Consider the following 15,204-nt stretch of genomic DNA (forward strand, 5'->3'; position numbering starts at 1 on the left):
ATTAGATACTCTTCAACATACGCCACAATATAAAGCAGCCCATGAGCTGCAGCGCCAACGACAGTAGCAGCATTATTTTGCCGGCTGACGTCACCCACATGCCAATTAAAAAATCCGGATTACTCAGCAAGATATAGCCGCCCAACGCCAACGGCAGGCCTGCCAGCACAATCGCACTAATGCGCGTCTCCCCGGTCATGGCGCTTAGCTGGCGGCTTGCCCGCTCACGATCACGAATCATCATAATCAGGCTTTTCAACATATCCGCCGAGTTACCGCCGTAGCGCTGGTTAATGCGCACCCCCAGGGCCAATATATGAAACTCTTCGCGCTTATAGAGGGAGGCAAACTCATTGAAAGCCTCAACCATCGGCACGCCAAGCTCGATATCACGACGCACTGGCGCCATTGCCTGGTGGAGCGGATCAGAGCAGCGTTTCATCGCCAGCAGCATCGCATCGCCCATTGTTCTCCCTGATTTAATGCTGCGCACCATATGGTCTAGAAAACCCGGCATTTGCGAGATCATTCGTTCTACCCGCTTATGGGCACGCCACTGGCCGATCAGGTACACCACCAGCGCCACCCCTCCAACGATCAACACAGGCATAAACCAGCTCACCCGTATGAACAGCAGCGCAATCAATAGCACTAACGCCACCAGCAGTGCTGTCAGCCAGCCTGGAAGCTGAATACCGGCTTGCATCAGCCATAAGGAAAAACCGCTCTTTTTTTTCTGCTTTGGCTCCAAAAAGCCGCCATCACTGCTTAGCCTTTGGTAAATGCGTTCACCCACGGCTTGTCGTTTGCTCGCCAGCATCATCAATGCCGAGGCCAACAGCAGCACCGCGCTAACCCCCAGTAATAAGATAGATAGATGACTCATGGCTCAACGCCTCTTGCAGCTCCCAATGCGCCCTCGAGCTTCTCATTGAGAGCGTGAAAGCTCTCTTGCACAAATTCACCGCGTAGGCGGTTATAACGGAACAAAACATTCGTGCGGTATTCGCCTTGGCTCATTTCACCCAGCTCAATCACCTCACTAATGCAGCGAAGCCCGCTGGGTAATCGCACGAGCTGAATAATCACTTCAAGCGCTGACGAGATAGATTGACGCATGGTTTTTTCTGGCACTTGCACCCCCGAGAGCCCCACCAACGTTTCCATCCGCAGTAGCGAGTCCATGGCACTGTTGGCATGAATCGACGTCATCGAGCCCTCATGGCCGGTGTTCATAGCCGAGAGCACATCCAATACCTCAGCGCCCCGGGTTTCGCCTAAGATAATGCGATCAGGGCGCATCCTAAGCGCATTGCGGACAAGATTGCGGGCCGTTATTTCACCATGACCATCCGCGTTGGGCGGGCGTGTTTCCAAACGAACCACATGACCATGTTTTAGCTGCAGCTCGGCCGTATCCTCAATGGTCACCAGCCGCTCGCGATAATCGATCATACTGCTTAGCAAATTGAGCATCGTCGTCTTACCGGTGCCCGTCCCCCCACTAATAATAATATTGCAGCGCTGCCCGACCGCATGTTCCAAAAAGGCCAAGATGTCAGTATTTAAAGAGCCAGCATCGATCAACTCCTGGCTTTTAAGCATATCTTTTCTGAACTTACGTACCGACAAACTGGCACCGTCTAGCGCGATAGGCGGGATAACCGCGTTCACCCGGCTGCCGTCAGGCAAGCGGGCATCAACCATTGGAGAGGATTCATCCAAGCGGCGCCCTAACGGCGCAATAATGCGCTGTATAACGCGCTGCAAATGTTGGTCATCCACAAAGTGCAAATCGCTCAGCGACAACACGCCGCGTCGTTCAACAAAGATACGAGAGCTGCCGTTAACCAATATTTCCGTTACCGTCGGGTCGCTTAACAGTACTTCCAGTGGGCCAAACCCGGTAAGCTCATCAAGCATCTCCTCCGTTAAGCGATCAATTTCATAACCCGAAATAGCGAGCTGATGCTGCCGGGTGAAGGCTTGAATATGCGAGGCAATAAATCGCTTTAACTCAGGGCGACTGCCCTCGATTAAGTTCGTGGTCTCATCACCCAATTGATCAATCAGGTATCGGTGCAAACGCTCCTTAAGATGCCCGAGCTGCGGTAGGCCATGCCTCTCCATACAGCCTCCTCTAGCGCAATAAGCGTTTTATAAACCCTTCACGTTTGCCTACTGCCGACGCCTTAGGCATTACGTCTTTGGCTAATTGCTGCAGTGCGCGTGTTAACTCATCTTTTGGCGATAGCTTAAACAGCGGCACACCCTGGTTTAAGCTATTCAAACGCTGCTCATACTGCACCGGCAACGCCGCCACCAGCGGCACCCCAAAGGTGCTGGCAAGCACCTTTGGCTCAGGAGAAAGCCGAGCAACACACCGGTCGACTAACAGCCCAACATTGTTCAAGGTGACGCCTTCGCTTCGCCAACGCTGCAAACAGTGCAAATTGCGCCGGCTGCTGGGCACACTCTGATTCAGGCACCACAGCACTTGATCCGCGGAACTCACCAATGCACGCACAAAGCCACTGTCCGCTTGGCCGCAGGCGTTCACAATCACCCAAGAAAAGTGCTGACGCAGCACGCCCAATAGCAGTATGGCCTCAGCATAACTATAGCCTTCCGGATAGCGGTCATCCTTTACTAAAGGCAGTACCGACAATCCGCTTTCATGCTTAGCAAAGGCACTGGAGATAACAGAGCTATCAATGCGCTGGGCAGAGCGCATGGCGTCTTCAACGCCAAACGCGCACTTCAGGCTAAGAATCGCGTCGACCTCGCCTAGCCCTGGCGCCATGTCCATGTAGAGCACCTGCGACTGTTGATTGGCCAACGACAACGCCACATGGCTAGCAATGAGTGTCGTATCTGAGGCCACATCCGTGCCGTAAAACGCCACCATTCGGGCACGCTGACCATTTTCTGCACCGCTTATTAACGGCTGCTTGCGACCCAAACGGCGAATCAAACTCTGTACTTCACTGCCGCGCTGCCCAACCGAAAGGTAATCTTTCGCGCCCGCCCGCATTGCGCCGAGCACCAGCTCGCTTTCTGCGCTCTCACCAATCGCAACGGTCGCTACCAAAGGTCGCGACTCGTCCAACCCCTCAATCACCGCCAGCGAGTCATGACGGTTTTCCTGAGTAACGCATATAAATACGATGCCCACCGACATCTGGTCAGCCAGGCCGATAATCGCCTCTAGCTTGTTACTGACCGGCACCAGGCGCCCGTTATCCCCGAGCGTCGACTCTAGCCAGCTGACCTCCATGTCAGTACAGCCACTCACTAAAAATGTTTGCATGCCATCCCCTACCTAGACAGCCCAGAATTGCGACGATTAAACGAGCCATCCTCAAACAACAGCAGCTCATGCACGCTGGGGTCATAGCGACGCAACTCCTCACCCGGCAACGGTGGCAACTCTGCATCCGCCGCGATGGGCTGCACCAAATGCGGCGTTACTATCATCAACAGTTCGCGCTCTTCGGTGCGCGTTTGGTTATTGCGGAAAAAAGCCCCAATGATCGGCAGGCTGCCCAGTCCTGGCAGTTGATTGACCTGAGCGCTGCTATTCGTGCTGATAAGGCCGCTAATAATGAAGCTCTCCCCACTCGCCAATGAAACGCTGGTATCCGAACGGCGCACTGACAGCGAGGGCACGGTCGTGCCTTCAATGGTGATACCGTTGACAAAGTCCAGCTCGCTCACCTCTGGCGCCACTTTCAGTATGATGCGCTGGCCATCCACCACGGTGGGCGTTAACGTTAAACGCACGCCGAACTCTTTGTACTCAATAGAGACACTATCGCTGCCCGAACTTGGCACCGGGATGGGGAATTCTCCGCCCGCTAAAAAACTCGCACTCTGCCCGCTCAGGGCCACCAAGCTCGGCCGCGCCAACGTATAGGCAAAGCCACTGGTTTCCAGCGCACTCAGCGCGGCCATCACACGACGGCTGCCACCGCCCACCACCAAGTTAAACTCGTTGTTGGCCAGCGGCATCTCAAACCCCGAGGTTAAGTTACCGACTACGCCGGGAGAGGCAAACACATTGTTGCTAGAGCGACCGAACAGCGACACCCCAATATCACGCAGGCGGGAGCGGTTAACTTCAATAAAGCGAATATCGGTTTGCACCTGAGGCGGAACGTTGGGCGCACTAGGGGCCGCTTGCTGGCTTAACGCTTGGCTGGCCTGCCCGGTCACCATTAAAGTAATTTCACGGGGCTGATCAGAGCAGGTTGTCCACACCGTGACATTGGTAGCGCCGCCTCGGGCCGTAGAGATCAAAAAAGCCCGGTCAGAAATTAGCTGAACGTTGGCCACATCAGGGTTACCAACCGCCAAACGCTCGATCTTGACCGGCAGCGGTACCTCGCGATGAATCCCCGGCGCCAACTCCAGCGCACGGGGCAGTCGGTTGAGTTCGCTACACGCCTGCTGTGCAGCGACGTGCGGCGCCCACATACCTCCTGCGAGCAATACTCCGCTGCCGAGCAATACACTTGCTAGCGTTCGCGTTATCAGTTTCATCCCCTTGTTCCCCTGCCCAAATATAGTTTTTTAATAACAGCTTTAATAATGACTCTACGGCGTTTCTAAGCTGCTGGCAGCACCGCGTATCACCGTAATCGGCGGCGGCCCGGCATTTTGGGCCTGCTGCGGTGACGCAGAAGCAGAAGCCTGAGGCTGTGGGCGAGCCGAGGCCTCCACCAGACCAGGTTGCGGACGCTCAGCTTGGCTTAAGGCAAATTTCTCAAACTGAAACAGCTGCTGATTAAGCTCTTCGGTGGCCTCTGACCCGCGGCGATAGAAGTCACTTAAGCGTCTCTCTTCGGCGGCTCTAACGGCTAAGCGCAAACTGCCCACCTCGGCAGCTAAGGCAAAACGTGTGAGCAGCGCTTCGGGAATCGCCAGCACGGCGGTTTCAGGGCGCGGCTGATTTCTCCCCGCCGTTTGTTGGCTGTTTTCCTCTTCGGCACTGATAAGTGCGGGGGGGGTGATCGGCTCACCCGAGGTCGCCAAGCCCAGCTCGTCGCCCACGCTTAATACGCGCAGTGCTGGTACAGCCACTTGCACCGTGCGGTCCGTGTTGAGCTCGTTCTCCTGCAGAAACAGCAGTACGTCAACGTAATCTCCCGGAGAAAGATGGCCGCCGGCGCCCATCAGTTGATCGAACTGGATCGCCAGCGCGCGCTCGCCAGGACGAATCATCCGCGCCACGGGGCCGCCGCTCATAAAGTGGCTTTCGTTGAGTACACTGCCCGCAGGCACGTCACGCCAAACCATACGACCTACCAGCGTTTCGATGCTGTCAAAGCTGCCCGGCGGCTTTAAGCGTAGCTGCTCCACCTGCAGGTCTTCTGCGCGGAGGGTGTGATAGGCCGGTAGGCTTTGCGCCAGCACAACGACGTCCAAGCGTGGCTCCTGCGGCTCTTCGACCAGCAGGTCAGGCAATGCACTGACCAACCCTTGCTCCCCATCACTCTCAGGTGCCGACTCCTCGACCACTGGCGCAGGATCATTGCGCCCCAAGGATATCCCCAAATACCCCACCACCACGGCAGCAACGACCAATATCGCGGCAAACCCCATTAACACTCGACTGTTCAAAATCCCCGCCCCCAGCGCCCGCAATGCCCATTAAAACCGCGTTCAACGTACCATTTAGCTTTATCAGGCCAGTTGATTTACCTACTACGATAACATCTGATTTTATTAATATTATTACCAACCACTTATAAACAAACTCATGCTCATACACAAGAAACCATTACTAAGCGCTGACTCAACGGTCGGCTAATAAAAAGTAATCAGAACTATTAAAAAATCGATTCAATGCCAAAAATTTACCCTAAAATACCAATAAACTACACTTAGAAACGAATGGTTACCTAAATAAACCATCTTGCTAATAATATTAAGCCACTCCCAAAACCCTTTCTTTGCGTTCCACTGAGCCTTGCCAGAGATAACGCATCATTATTAGAATAATAAATTCAATGTATTACAAACGCCAACCGTGCTTACAAAAAAAACTTAATTAACGCTAGGCAAAGTCAGGTTTTAGTATTAAATTTAAACTTGACCGTGTTAGCCACTTCAACATGCGCATCATCAAGAGTGGTTAGCAAGCTTAGTGCTTAACCGAATCGCTCGCAGGGGATACCACCATGAAACTGATTACTTTCTTATATACTTATGTCGCAAACCTTCACCGTGATACTAAAGGCGCATCGGCTATCGAGTATGCGATTATTGCGGGATTGGTTGCTATTGGCTTCATAGTAATTGCCGGTACGCTCGGCACCAATATTGGAGAAGTCTTCACATCAATAACCACGAGCTTACAAGGCATCGATGGAGTAAACGCACCATAAGAATAAACATTAATCCTACATTCAAATTTACTGACAACCACGCTCAGGCAATGCAAGCGCCGAAATTACAAAAAGGCGCTATCAGCATTGAATTTGCCTTTAGCTTCGTGATACTGCTGGCGCTCTTTTACGGCATCGTAGGCTATACGATGCCGCTTTTAATGAGTGCTAGTTATCAGCAGCTGGCGTCAGACTCGCTACGGGAAGGACTGGTGTGGAAGCACAACCGCCAAGCAAGTGATGCGGAAACACAGGCTTATGTAACGGCTCAGATTGACGCGGCGTGGATGCCGAGTGCCTGGGCGCAGCCTTGCGATGGAAGCGTGCAGTTTTTAACAATCGATCCCTCAAATGGCGTCTGGAATGTTTGCTTGCGTCACCCAGCACCGAACAGCATTTTGCCGCCGATCAAATTGATGGACATTGAGTTTCCCAAACTGCCCGAGCAAATTGTGGGCAGTGCGACATTACATACCCGCGAAGTGGCCGCTACTCCCTAAAGCACTCCTGGTGTGAATACGTGTATTGAATATAGCGGCCGTCATTAGCGATTAGAAAGGTGAGCCAGAATGCCCCCCATCCCTTATGGCCCCATCGGCCCCGCCCGGCAGCAAGGGGTTATCAGTATTCTGACTGCTTTTCTGTTAGTGATGCTACTCACCGTGTTGGCCCTGGTGGTCGATACCGGCCGCCTCTACCTCGAACAACGCAACCTGCAAAAAATTGCCGATATGGCGGCGTTAGACGCGAGTGCGCGCTTGCCCAAAGGCTATTGCGCTGGCGAGTTTGCCCTTGCACAGCAATTTGCGTTGGAGTCTGCCGCACTGCATGGATTTACGCCTGGTGAGGAAACAACGCTAACTACGCAGTGTGTCACCCTTGCCAGCCAGGATGGCATGCGCCAAGTAACCCCTAACGCCAGTAATGGCGCGGGTGTACAAGTGATTGCTGCACAAGAAACACCTGCCAGCTTGTTACTTCGCGGTGGCGCACTCTTTAGCGACGCGTTTAGCGGCACTATTTCTCTTTCCGCCAACGCCTCAGCTCAGCGTAGCGATGCCATAGCCGCCTTTACCGTTGGCAGCCAGCTTTTACGTTTAAACAGCGACAAGCTATTAGGCCAACTGCTGGAAGGCGTGGGGCTGGATGTGTCGCTCCTTACCGTTTTAGATGCTAACGGCATTGCCAATGCTAGCGTTACGCCAGCAGGTCTACTAAGAGAACTGGGCATTGACGTAGGCATCGATGAGCTTGCGCTACTTTCCCCTTCAGGCCTTATTGATTTGGTCGACACACAGATAGGCCTGCTCGGCATCGATGAGCTTATTAACGCCAGCGCGGCATTATTAGGTGATAACGCACTCAGCGCTTCGCTTTCCGCACTGGAGACCGAAATTCTGAGCAACACTATTCTTGAAAGCGCCGATTTAAAACTATTGGGCAGCGACGGCGAGGGCCTGATCCAACTTGCGCTAGGAAGCCTTAATAGTACCCGCGCGGCTTTAGAGGGCGATATCAATCTAGGCGAACTGTTATCCGTGGCGTTATTAACCGGCACCAGCCAGCATGCTGTAAATCTTGAAAGCCTCAACTTGCTAGGTATTGACGTGTCGGCAAGCATAACCGAGCCGCCAGCGCTGGCGGTAGGCCCTGTGGGTGTCACCGCCTATACTGGGCAGGTTCGCCTTCATCTGGATATCGATACTGACAACATACCCGTTCTTGGCTTCTTGACCAGCTTACTCGGCACACGCGTGCACCTGCCGCTGACCCTTGACGTGTCGAGCGCCAAAGGGGAACTCACCGGTTTACAATGCCAAACGGACACACCAACAGCAGACATTGAAGTTACCTCTTCGATACTGAATGCCTGCGTTGGTGATATTGATGAAGACGACCTTTGGTCGGGCACCGATAGCTGCTCGGCCTATGTTCAAGAAACCGAGCTTATTAAACTGCTTGGCGCCCCTGTGCTATCCGGCAAATCCATTATCCCCGGCATTACCCATCAAGAAACACTGACCGGTATGGAAGTCGATGAAACACGCTCGACTCAACCCAGCTCACTGCAGCTTGGCAACACTGTCAACAACTTAGTGGAAAGCCTGCTGGACTTACTTGGCGGCTTGTTCCGTCCGCCGCAACGGGATCATGGAGGAAATTTGGCTTCAGAAGCGCCTCAATCTCAAGATTTAGCAGAAGACCTTGCCAAACAGTATCTTGAAAGCTCAGCTGATAGCGATGGGCGTTATAACGTTGACCGTGTTATCAGCTTCATAAGCAATGGCTCTTCTGAGCCTGACAAAGAGCCTTTGGCTGCTCTTGGCAATTGGTATATTCCAAACTCCATACCTAAATCATGTGGAATTTTAGGTATTGGTTTAACTATCTGTCCTCAAAACCAATGGAATCATGGCAATTTTTCAGAAGCTTTTAGAGCCTATATGTCACCCCCAGCAGCTTTATTAGGGATACTTGACTTATTAGGCATTTCTACCTTGGGCGAATACAGAGCATGTAATTCTCATCTTCTAGGGCTCACTCGGAATCAGTGTATGGAACATAACCTGACACGTCTTCTTCTGAAGAATCCAGGAGGCTTACCTATAGGCAACCCCCAAGATGGGAATAGCGTTACAAACCCTGCAACAGACACCGTTAACTGCTCAGGCGTTTTATGCCTACTTCTTCGCCCACTGCTAAATATCGTTAAACCTATTTTAAACGCCGTTGGCAACTTAGTAACTACATTGCTAGCTGATTCGCTAGGTCTAGAGCTTGGCCGCACTGACGTACGGGTCGAATCTATCAGCTGCGGAGTCCCCACCCTTGTACAGTAAGCCAAAACAGCGCGGCGCGGTGGCCATTGAGTTTGCCGCTATTTTTATGTTGTTCTTTGCCTTGGTGTACGGAGCGATTGCGTTTGGCCTTCCCGCCGTCGCGCGGCTGGCCTTTCAGCACTACTCCGTTGAAGCGGCGCGTGCCGCGGTGCAGGTTGACCCTACTCCATTTGATGCCGAACGGCCTGAAACATTTGCGTTGGTTAGTAGCCAGGTCAACAGCGTAATTTCAGCAAGCTGGATTCCTGAAGATTGGCGGGATGGCTGTGCAGATCTTGACGGAACCGATGGATGGAGCACTTTACCTGACACTGTTTATGGCTACTGGCGACCAGAACCAAACCCACTACCTAATACCACCCCACGCTACCAGGTGAACGTCTGCATTCAAACGAACGCCCCTATCGTGCCACAATTAGCCTTAGGAGAACTTCGCTTTCCTCCCTATGTCGATGGAGACACTGGGAAGTCATGGGTCAGGGGCTATACCATCACCACCCTATAAGGCAATATGTTGCGTTACACTCCTGTCATAAGTGCTGAGCATGGTATGGTGGCAACCATTTGCGCACCTACGGGCATTCGATTGAAAGAAACGGATAATGACTGCTATGACTGCAACTCCAGCTGCATCGCTTGAGCCTCGCCACTTCCCCTTCAAGCGACTTACCTTACGTTGTGCCGCGCAGCGGCTGCTACGGCGACCGCTTCCGTGGCTGGTGGCAGGCATCGGCGTTGCAAGCCTAACGACTCCGGCCTTCGCCTCTTCATTAGATGACGCATTATCGCAAATTCAACCTGGCCAGTGCTGGGCCGTGGGAGCCGTTAATCCACGCCCTCAAATGGAAACGGTCGAAATTCAGGTTAAAGACCAGCAGGCAACAATTAATGTTACCCCAGCTGAAATCGAGCAGGGCTTTAAGCGCGTAGAAACCCGTGAAGGCACCCTCGAATACCGGATAGAGCCGCCCACCTACCGCACCGTTGAAGAGCGCGTCATGACGCGCCCACCGGTTGAACGCTTTGAAGTCGTGCCCGCCGAGTTTGAGGAGCAGCAACGCACGGTGGTGGTAGAGGAGGAGCGTCGCTCTCTGGAGTCATGCCAGGCAGGCGGCAACTCATCTAGCATGAGCTTCTGCATGCAGGAGCATCCAGCCCGTGAAGAGCGTGTCTCCGTTCAGGTAATGGTCAAACCTGAAACCACCCGTGTCGTTGTCGATCCGGCTGAATACACCACGGTGACTCGGCAAGTGATTGATAAGCCAGCGCGTGTCATCGAAGTATGGAACGAGGCCAGCGAGGAAGTCGTACCTACCCAGGAGGTTGCGTCTCCCGCCCGCACGTCTCAATCAATTGTTCCACGCAAAACACGCCTGATGGAGCGTATTGATTACCAGGGTGAACCGCAGTTGGAGATGCGCCAAGTACTGTGCGACAACGAAATTACCCCGACGCTGGTGGAAGAGATTCAAAACGCGCTGCGTCAGTATGGCTTTAACGTTGGCCCCATTGACGGACGACTGGGGCCACGTACGTTTGATGCACTGCGTGAGTTTCAGAACCAGCGCGGCCTAGTACAGTCGGGCCTTACCTTTGAGAGTCTCGAAAGCTTGGCCATTCCCGCCCCTTAGTACGACTCGCGACCTGCTTTGTACACAGGCAAGCCCCAGTGAATTTGAGCAGACACTGGGGCTTGCTTATAATCAGCGGCCAACATTTTATAAGCGCCCGCCATCAACGGACCCATCATGAACGCCGACCTCGACGCCCTGCATCCCTACCCGTTTGAAAAGCTGGCCGCGCTCAAAGCAGAGTTGACCCCGCCAGCCGGGCTCTCGCCTATTGCGCTAACCATCGGCGAACCCCAGCACGCGCCCTACCCTGCGGCGCTTGAAGCGCTGGTGGCGCACCAGTTGGAAATGGCCCGCTACCCGGCGACCAATGGCTTGCCTGCGCTGCGCCAAGCCATTACCCATTGGGCAACTAACCGCTTTCAGTTGCGCGAACTCGACAGCGAGCAGCATGTCGTTCCAGTGAACGGGACCCGAGAGGCTATTTTTGCCTTTGTGCAGGCGGCACTGAATCGCACCCGCCCAGCGAAAGTCGCGGTGCCCAATCCGTTTTATCAAATTTACGAAGGTGCGACGCTTTTGGCAGGCGGCGAGCCACTCTATTTAGACTGCACCGCTGAGAATAATTTTCGCCCAGATTTTAGCGCTGTGCCCGCCGCGACGTGGCGAGACGTACAAATCGTGTTTATCTGCTCGCCGGGCAACCCTACCGGCGCGGTCACGCCCCTTGATGAGTTCAAGCAGCTAATCGCACTGGCCGACGAACACGACTTTATCATCGCGTCAGATGAGTGCTACTCGGAGCTCTACCTCGACGAAGCCGCACCACCGCCGGGGCTGCTGCAAGCCTGCGCCGAGTTGGGCCGCGATGATTATCGCCGCTGCGTGGTATTTCACTCGCTCTCCAAGCGCTCTAATTTGCCAGGGCTACGCTCCGGCTTTGTCGCGGGCGATGCGGCGCTGCTCACGCCGTTTAAGCGCTACCGTACCTACCACGGCTGCGCCATGTCGTTACCGCTGCAGCACGCCTCCATCGCCGCCTGGCAGGATGAGCAGCACGTGCGCGCCAATCGCGACGCCTACCGCGAAAAATTTAGCGCGGTGACCGATGTACTTGCCCCGGTAATGGATTTTCCCGCGCCGCAAGCTAGCTTTTACCTATGGCCTGCGGTACCCGGTGGCGACGATATCGCCTTCACCCAGCGACTGTTTGCCGAGCAGCACGTTAGCGTACTGCCCGGCAGCCTAATGGGCCGCACGGGTGCAAACGGCGTTAACCCCGGCGCTGGCCGTTTGCGCTTGGCACTGGTGGCTGAGCTGGCACCCACACTGGAAGCCGCCCAGCGCATTCGTCATCTTATAGAGCGCGGCTAACCGCGAGATTTAACCTTTCAGGGAGGCCATATGCTGACGCTGTATATCATCGATAACTGCGATACCTGCCGCAAAGCGCGCAAGGCGCTGGATGAAAAAGCGCTGCTGTATAAAACCTACGACCTGCGCAAAGATGGCCTCTCCGCCGCACTGTTGGAGCATATTTTACATCGCGTGCCGCTGGTGGAGGTCATTAACAAACGCAGCAAAACCTGGCGCGAGCTCTCCGATGACGAAAAGGATTACGACGCCAACTCAGCCCGTCAGCTACTGATAAAGCACCCCACGCTGCTTAAGCGACCGCTGCTGGCAGTAGACGACTCAACCATCCTGGTCGGCTATCGCGACGGCGATTACGACAAGGTAAGCGGCTAAGCAATCAGGCTCTTTTTTCTATCAATCACTTTCTAACACTCGCTGTCTAACACTCACTTCCCATCACAACAGGACTCTCTCTTATGCTGAGCTTTGCGCTTGGAATCGGCACCCAAAACACCCAGGGCGACTGGCTGGAAATCTACTACCCGGCGCCGCTGTTCAATCCACCTGCCAGCCTAGTGGAAGCGGCTCAGCAAGCCCTGGACGCCCCCCAAGGCAACGCCGCCATCAGCTTTTTGCCCGAAGACTGCACGCGCTTGGCCAAAGCTTTGGAGGCCGCAGGGCACTCGGTCCAGGCCGAGCTTGCTGAAGCGCTGTCTGCCAGCCAGCGCCCGCTGGTCGCCATGTTTCTGGACACCGATCAGCCACCGCAAACCGCCCCCGAGGTGTATCTAAAACTGCACCTGCTGTCGCACCGACTGGTCAAGCCCCACGGCCTTGATCTCACCGGTATGTTCGGCCTGCTGCGCAATATTGCCTGGACTAACGAAGGCGCGATCGATATTGAAGAACTGCCTACCCGGCGCCTGAAAGCGCGTATGGCAGGCCGCGCGCTGTCAGTCGACTGTGTCGACAAATTCCCCAAAATGACCGACTACGTGGTGCCTACCGGTATCCGCATTGCCGACACCGCCCGCGTTCGCCTGGGCGCTTACCTGGGCGAAGGCACGACCGTGATGCACGAAGGCTTCGTCAACTTCAATGCGGGCGCCGAAGGCCCCGGCATGGTTGAAGGCCGCATCTCGGCGGGCGTAATGGTCGGCAAAGGTTCAGACTTGGGCGGCGGCTGCTCCACCATGGGCACGCTCTCCGGCGGCGGCAATATCGTCATTAAAGTCGGCGAAGGCTGCCTGGTCGGCGCCAACGCGGGTATCGGCATACCGCTGGGTGACCGCTGCACGGTGGAAGCCGGCCTCTACATCACGGCGGGCTCCAAAGTCGCGCTGATAGACGATCAGGGCCAGGTGGTTAACACCGTTGCCGCTCGCGAACTGGCCGGGCAAGACGACCAGCTATGGCGCCGCAACTCGCAGAGTGGTCGCATTGAGTGCTTGACCAACAAAAGTGCTATCGCCCTAAACGAGGCGCTGCATGCCCACAACTGAGCTTGAAGCGCTGTCGCCGACGCTGCAACTCGCCTTTGATCTGCTCAGTCGAGCGTCGGTAACGCCGGACGATGAAGGCTGCCAGGAGCTAATGATCGAGCGCTTAGCGGCGCTCGGTTTTCATATTGAGCGGCTGCCGTTTGGTGACGTGAAAAACTTTTGGGCGGTACGCGGCCATCACGGCCCGGTGGTGGCCTTTGCCGGTCATACCGATGTGGTGCCCAGCGGCCCCTCTACCAACTGGCAGTACCCGCCGTTCGAGCCCTGCATTGATGAAAACGGCATGCTATGCGGACGCGGCGCGGCGGATATGAAAGGCAGTCTAGCCTCAATGCTGACCGCCGTTGAACGCTTTGTGACTAACCACCCCGATCACGATGGGCGTATCGCTTTTCTGATTACCTCCGATGAAGAGGGCCCCGCGGTGGATGGCACCCGCGCGGTGGTAGAACACCTGCGCGAGCGTAACGAACGGCTTGATTACTGCATTGTCGGCGAGCCTTCGTCTACCGAACGCCTGGGCGACGTGATCAAAAACGGCCGCCGTGGCTCGCTGGGAGCCACCCTGCACATTAAGGGCGTGCAAGGCCATGTGGCCTATCCGCATTTAGCGCGCAACCCGATTCACCAGGCGATGCCAGCACTCGATGCGCTCGTCAACGAGCACTGGGATGCGGGCAACGATTTTTTCCCCGCCACCAGCTTTCAGATCTCCAATCTGCGCGCAGGCACCGGCGCCACCAACGTGATTCCTGGTGATGTGGAAGTGGTGTTTAACTTTCGCTTCTCTACCGAAGTGACTTCTGAAGAACTCAAAGCGCGCACGGAGGCCCTGCTCGACCAACACGGCTTGGAGTATCAGGTAGACTGGACACTCAACGGTGAGCCGTTTTTAACGGCAGAAGGCGCACTAGTCGATGCCGCTATCAAAGGCGTTGAAGCGGTGACCGGCAAACGCCCGGCGCTCTCCACCAGCGGTGGCACCTCAGATGGTCGCTTTATTGCCACGCTAGGAGCTCAGGTGGTCGAGCTTGGCCCGCTCAACGACACCATCCACAAGGTTAATGAGCGCGTTCGCGCCAGTGACCTGGACGAGTTAAGCCGGATATATGAAGCGACGCTAGAGGCGCTGCTCAATTCCGGCGAGGTAAACCTATGATGGAGCGTTACCCCGATATTGAAGTCTACCTAGCCAGCGTCTCGCTAGAGGCGCTCAACGAGTGGCTAAAAAGCGCGCTAATAGCGCCGCCGCTAAGCCCGGCAGGCAAGGGAAAGTGGCAAACCCGCGGCCAATACCAGGGCGACTGCGTACCGGTGCTATTAGTGGATAAAGCCGCCGACGGGTTTGCCAGCCTGTGGTTCGATAGCAGCCATACCCCTTGGATGACCGACCAGGAGTGTGCTCAGCAGGCCGCTGAAGCCTTGCAAACCGAAGTACGCTGCTCTCTGGGTGGCTGGCACCCCGGCGATGATCCTGACCGTTTCTGGCAAGTGCTGCCCGGCGGCAAGGAAGGCGCTATAGAGTGGCCTGACTCTGGGCGCTAAC

15 protein-coding genes are annotated in these 15,204 nt (G+C 55.1%); 10 read left to right on the top strand and 5 right to left on the bottom strand.

The features are described from left to right. Position 1 precedes the first annotated feature (1 nt). From QT230_RS05915 to cpaB, 5 genes are read right to left on the bottom strand one after another with little or no spacing between them, the layout of a single operon-like run. On the bottom strand, positions 2-886 hold the full coding sequence (locus QT230_RS05915; RefSeq protein ID WP_308320656.1) for a type II secretion system F family protein: 885 nt from the start codon (positions 884-886) through the stop codon (positions 2-4). Next, the gene (locus tag QT230_RS05920; RefSeq protein WP_308320657.1) at positions 883-2,130 is read right to left on the bottom strand and encodes a CpaF family protein; all 1,248 of its coding nucleotides are present in this window, start codon (positions 2,128-2,130) and stop codon (positions 883-885) included. The genes QT230_RS05915 and QT230_RS05920 overlap by 4 nt, the downstream gene beginning before the upstream one ends. Before the next feature lie 10 nt (positions 2,131-2,140). After that, positions 2,141-3,310, bottom strand: coding sequence for a hypothetical protein (locus QT230_RS05925; protein WP_308320658.1), 1,170 nt, complete (start codon positions 3,308-3,310; stop codon positions 2,141-2,143). Between the two features lie 8 nt (positions 3,311-3,318). Then, the gene (locus tag QT230_RS05930; protein ID WP_308320659.1) at positions 3,319-4,542 is read right to left on the bottom strand and encodes a type II and III secretion system protein family protein; all 1,224 of its coding nucleotides are present in this window, start codon (positions 4,540-4,542) and stop codon (positions 3,319-3,321) included. Between the two features lie 54 nt (positions 4,543-4,596). Next, the gene (gene cpaB / locus QT230_RS05935; RefSeq protein WP_308320660.1) at positions 4,597-5,622 is read right to left on the bottom strand and encodes a Flp pilus assembly protein CpaB; all 1,026 of its coding nucleotides are present in this window, start codon (positions 5,620-5,622) and stop codon (positions 4,597-4,599) included. Positions 5,623-6,182: 560 nt separating this feature from the next. On the opposite strand from cpaB, the gene QT230_RS05940 reads away from it, so the two are divergent. The 10 genes from QT230_RS05940 (at position 6,183) to QT230_RS05985 (ending at position 15,203) form a co-directional block, all read left to right on the top strand. Then, complete coding sequence (locus tag QT230_RS05940; protein ID WP_308320661.1) at positions 6,183-6,389, top strand: Flp family type IVb pilin; 207 nt, start codon at positions 6,183-6,185, stop codon at positions 6,387-6,389. Between the two features lie 50 nt (positions 6,390-6,439). After that, positions 6,440-6,889 carry a TadE/TadG family type IV pilus assembly protein gene (locus QT230_RS05945; RefSeq protein ID WP_308320662.1) on the top strand — a complete coding sequence of 150 codons (450 nt, stop codon included), beginning with the start codon at positions 6,440-6,442 and terminating at the stop codon, positions 6,887-6,889. 69 nt (positions 6,890-6,958) lie between these two features. Further along, a complete protein-coding gene (locus tag QT230_RS05950) occupies positions 6,959-9,229 on the top strand; it encodes a pilus assembly protein TadG-related protein (RefSeq protein WP_308320663.1) in 2,271 nt (756 codons plus the stop codon). Next, complete coding sequence (locus QT230_RS05955) at positions 9,219-9,734, top strand: pilus assembly protein (protein ID WP_308320664.1); 516 nt, start codon at positions 9,219-9,221, stop codon at positions 9,732-9,734. Before QT230_RS05950 ends, QT230_RS05955 begins: the two co-directional genes overlap by 11 nt. Positions 9,735-9,840: 106 nt before the next feature. Beyond that, the gene (locus QT230_RS05960; RefSeq protein ID WP_308320665.1) at positions 9,841-10,860 is read left to right on the top strand and encodes a peptidoglycan-binding domain-containing protein; all 1,020 of its coding nucleotides are present in this window, start codon (positions 9,841-9,843) and stop codon (positions 10,858-10,860) included. 117 nt (positions 10,861-10,977) lie between these two features. Further along, complete coding sequence (gene dapC, locus QT230_RS05965) at positions 10,978-12,174, top strand: succinyldiaminopimelate transaminase (protein ID WP_308320666.1); 1,197 nt, start codon at positions 10,978-10,980, stop codon at positions 12,172-12,174. A 30-nt stretch (positions 12,175-12,204) separates the two neighbouring features. Then, complete coding sequence (locus QT230_RS05970) at positions 12,205-12,549, top strand: Spx/MgsR family RNA polymerase-binding regulatory protein (protein ID WP_308320667.1); 345 nt, start codon at positions 12,205-12,207, stop codon at positions 12,547-12,549. Between the two features lie 83 nt (positions 12,550-12,632). After that, a complete protein-coding gene (gene dapD, locus QT230_RS05975) occupies positions 12,633-13,658 on the top strand; it encodes a 2,3,4,5-tetrahydropyridine-2,6-dicarboxylate N-succinyltransferase (RefSeq protein WP_308320668.1) in 1,026 nt (341 codons plus the stop codon). Further along, a complete protein-coding gene (gene dapE, locus QT230_RS05980; RefSeq protein WP_308320669.1) occupies positions 13,645-14,817 on the top strand; it encodes a succinyl-diaminopimelate desuccinylase in 1,173 nt (390 codons plus the stop codon). The genes dapD and dapE overlap by 14 nt, the downstream gene beginning before the upstream one ends. Beyond that, entirely contained in the window at positions 14,814-15,203 is a 390-nt protein-coding gene (locus QT230_RS05985; protein WP_308320670.1) for a hypothetical protein, read from the top strand. The genes dapE and QT230_RS05985 overlap by 4 nt, the downstream gene beginning before the upstream one ends. The last annotated feature ends 1 nt before the right edge of the window (position 15,204 follow it).

Origin of the sequence: Halomonas sp. SpR8, assembly GCF_031010195.1 — a bacterium.
GTDB lineage: Bacteria > Pseudomonadota > Gammaproteobacteria > Pseudomonadales > Halomonadaceae > Vreelandella.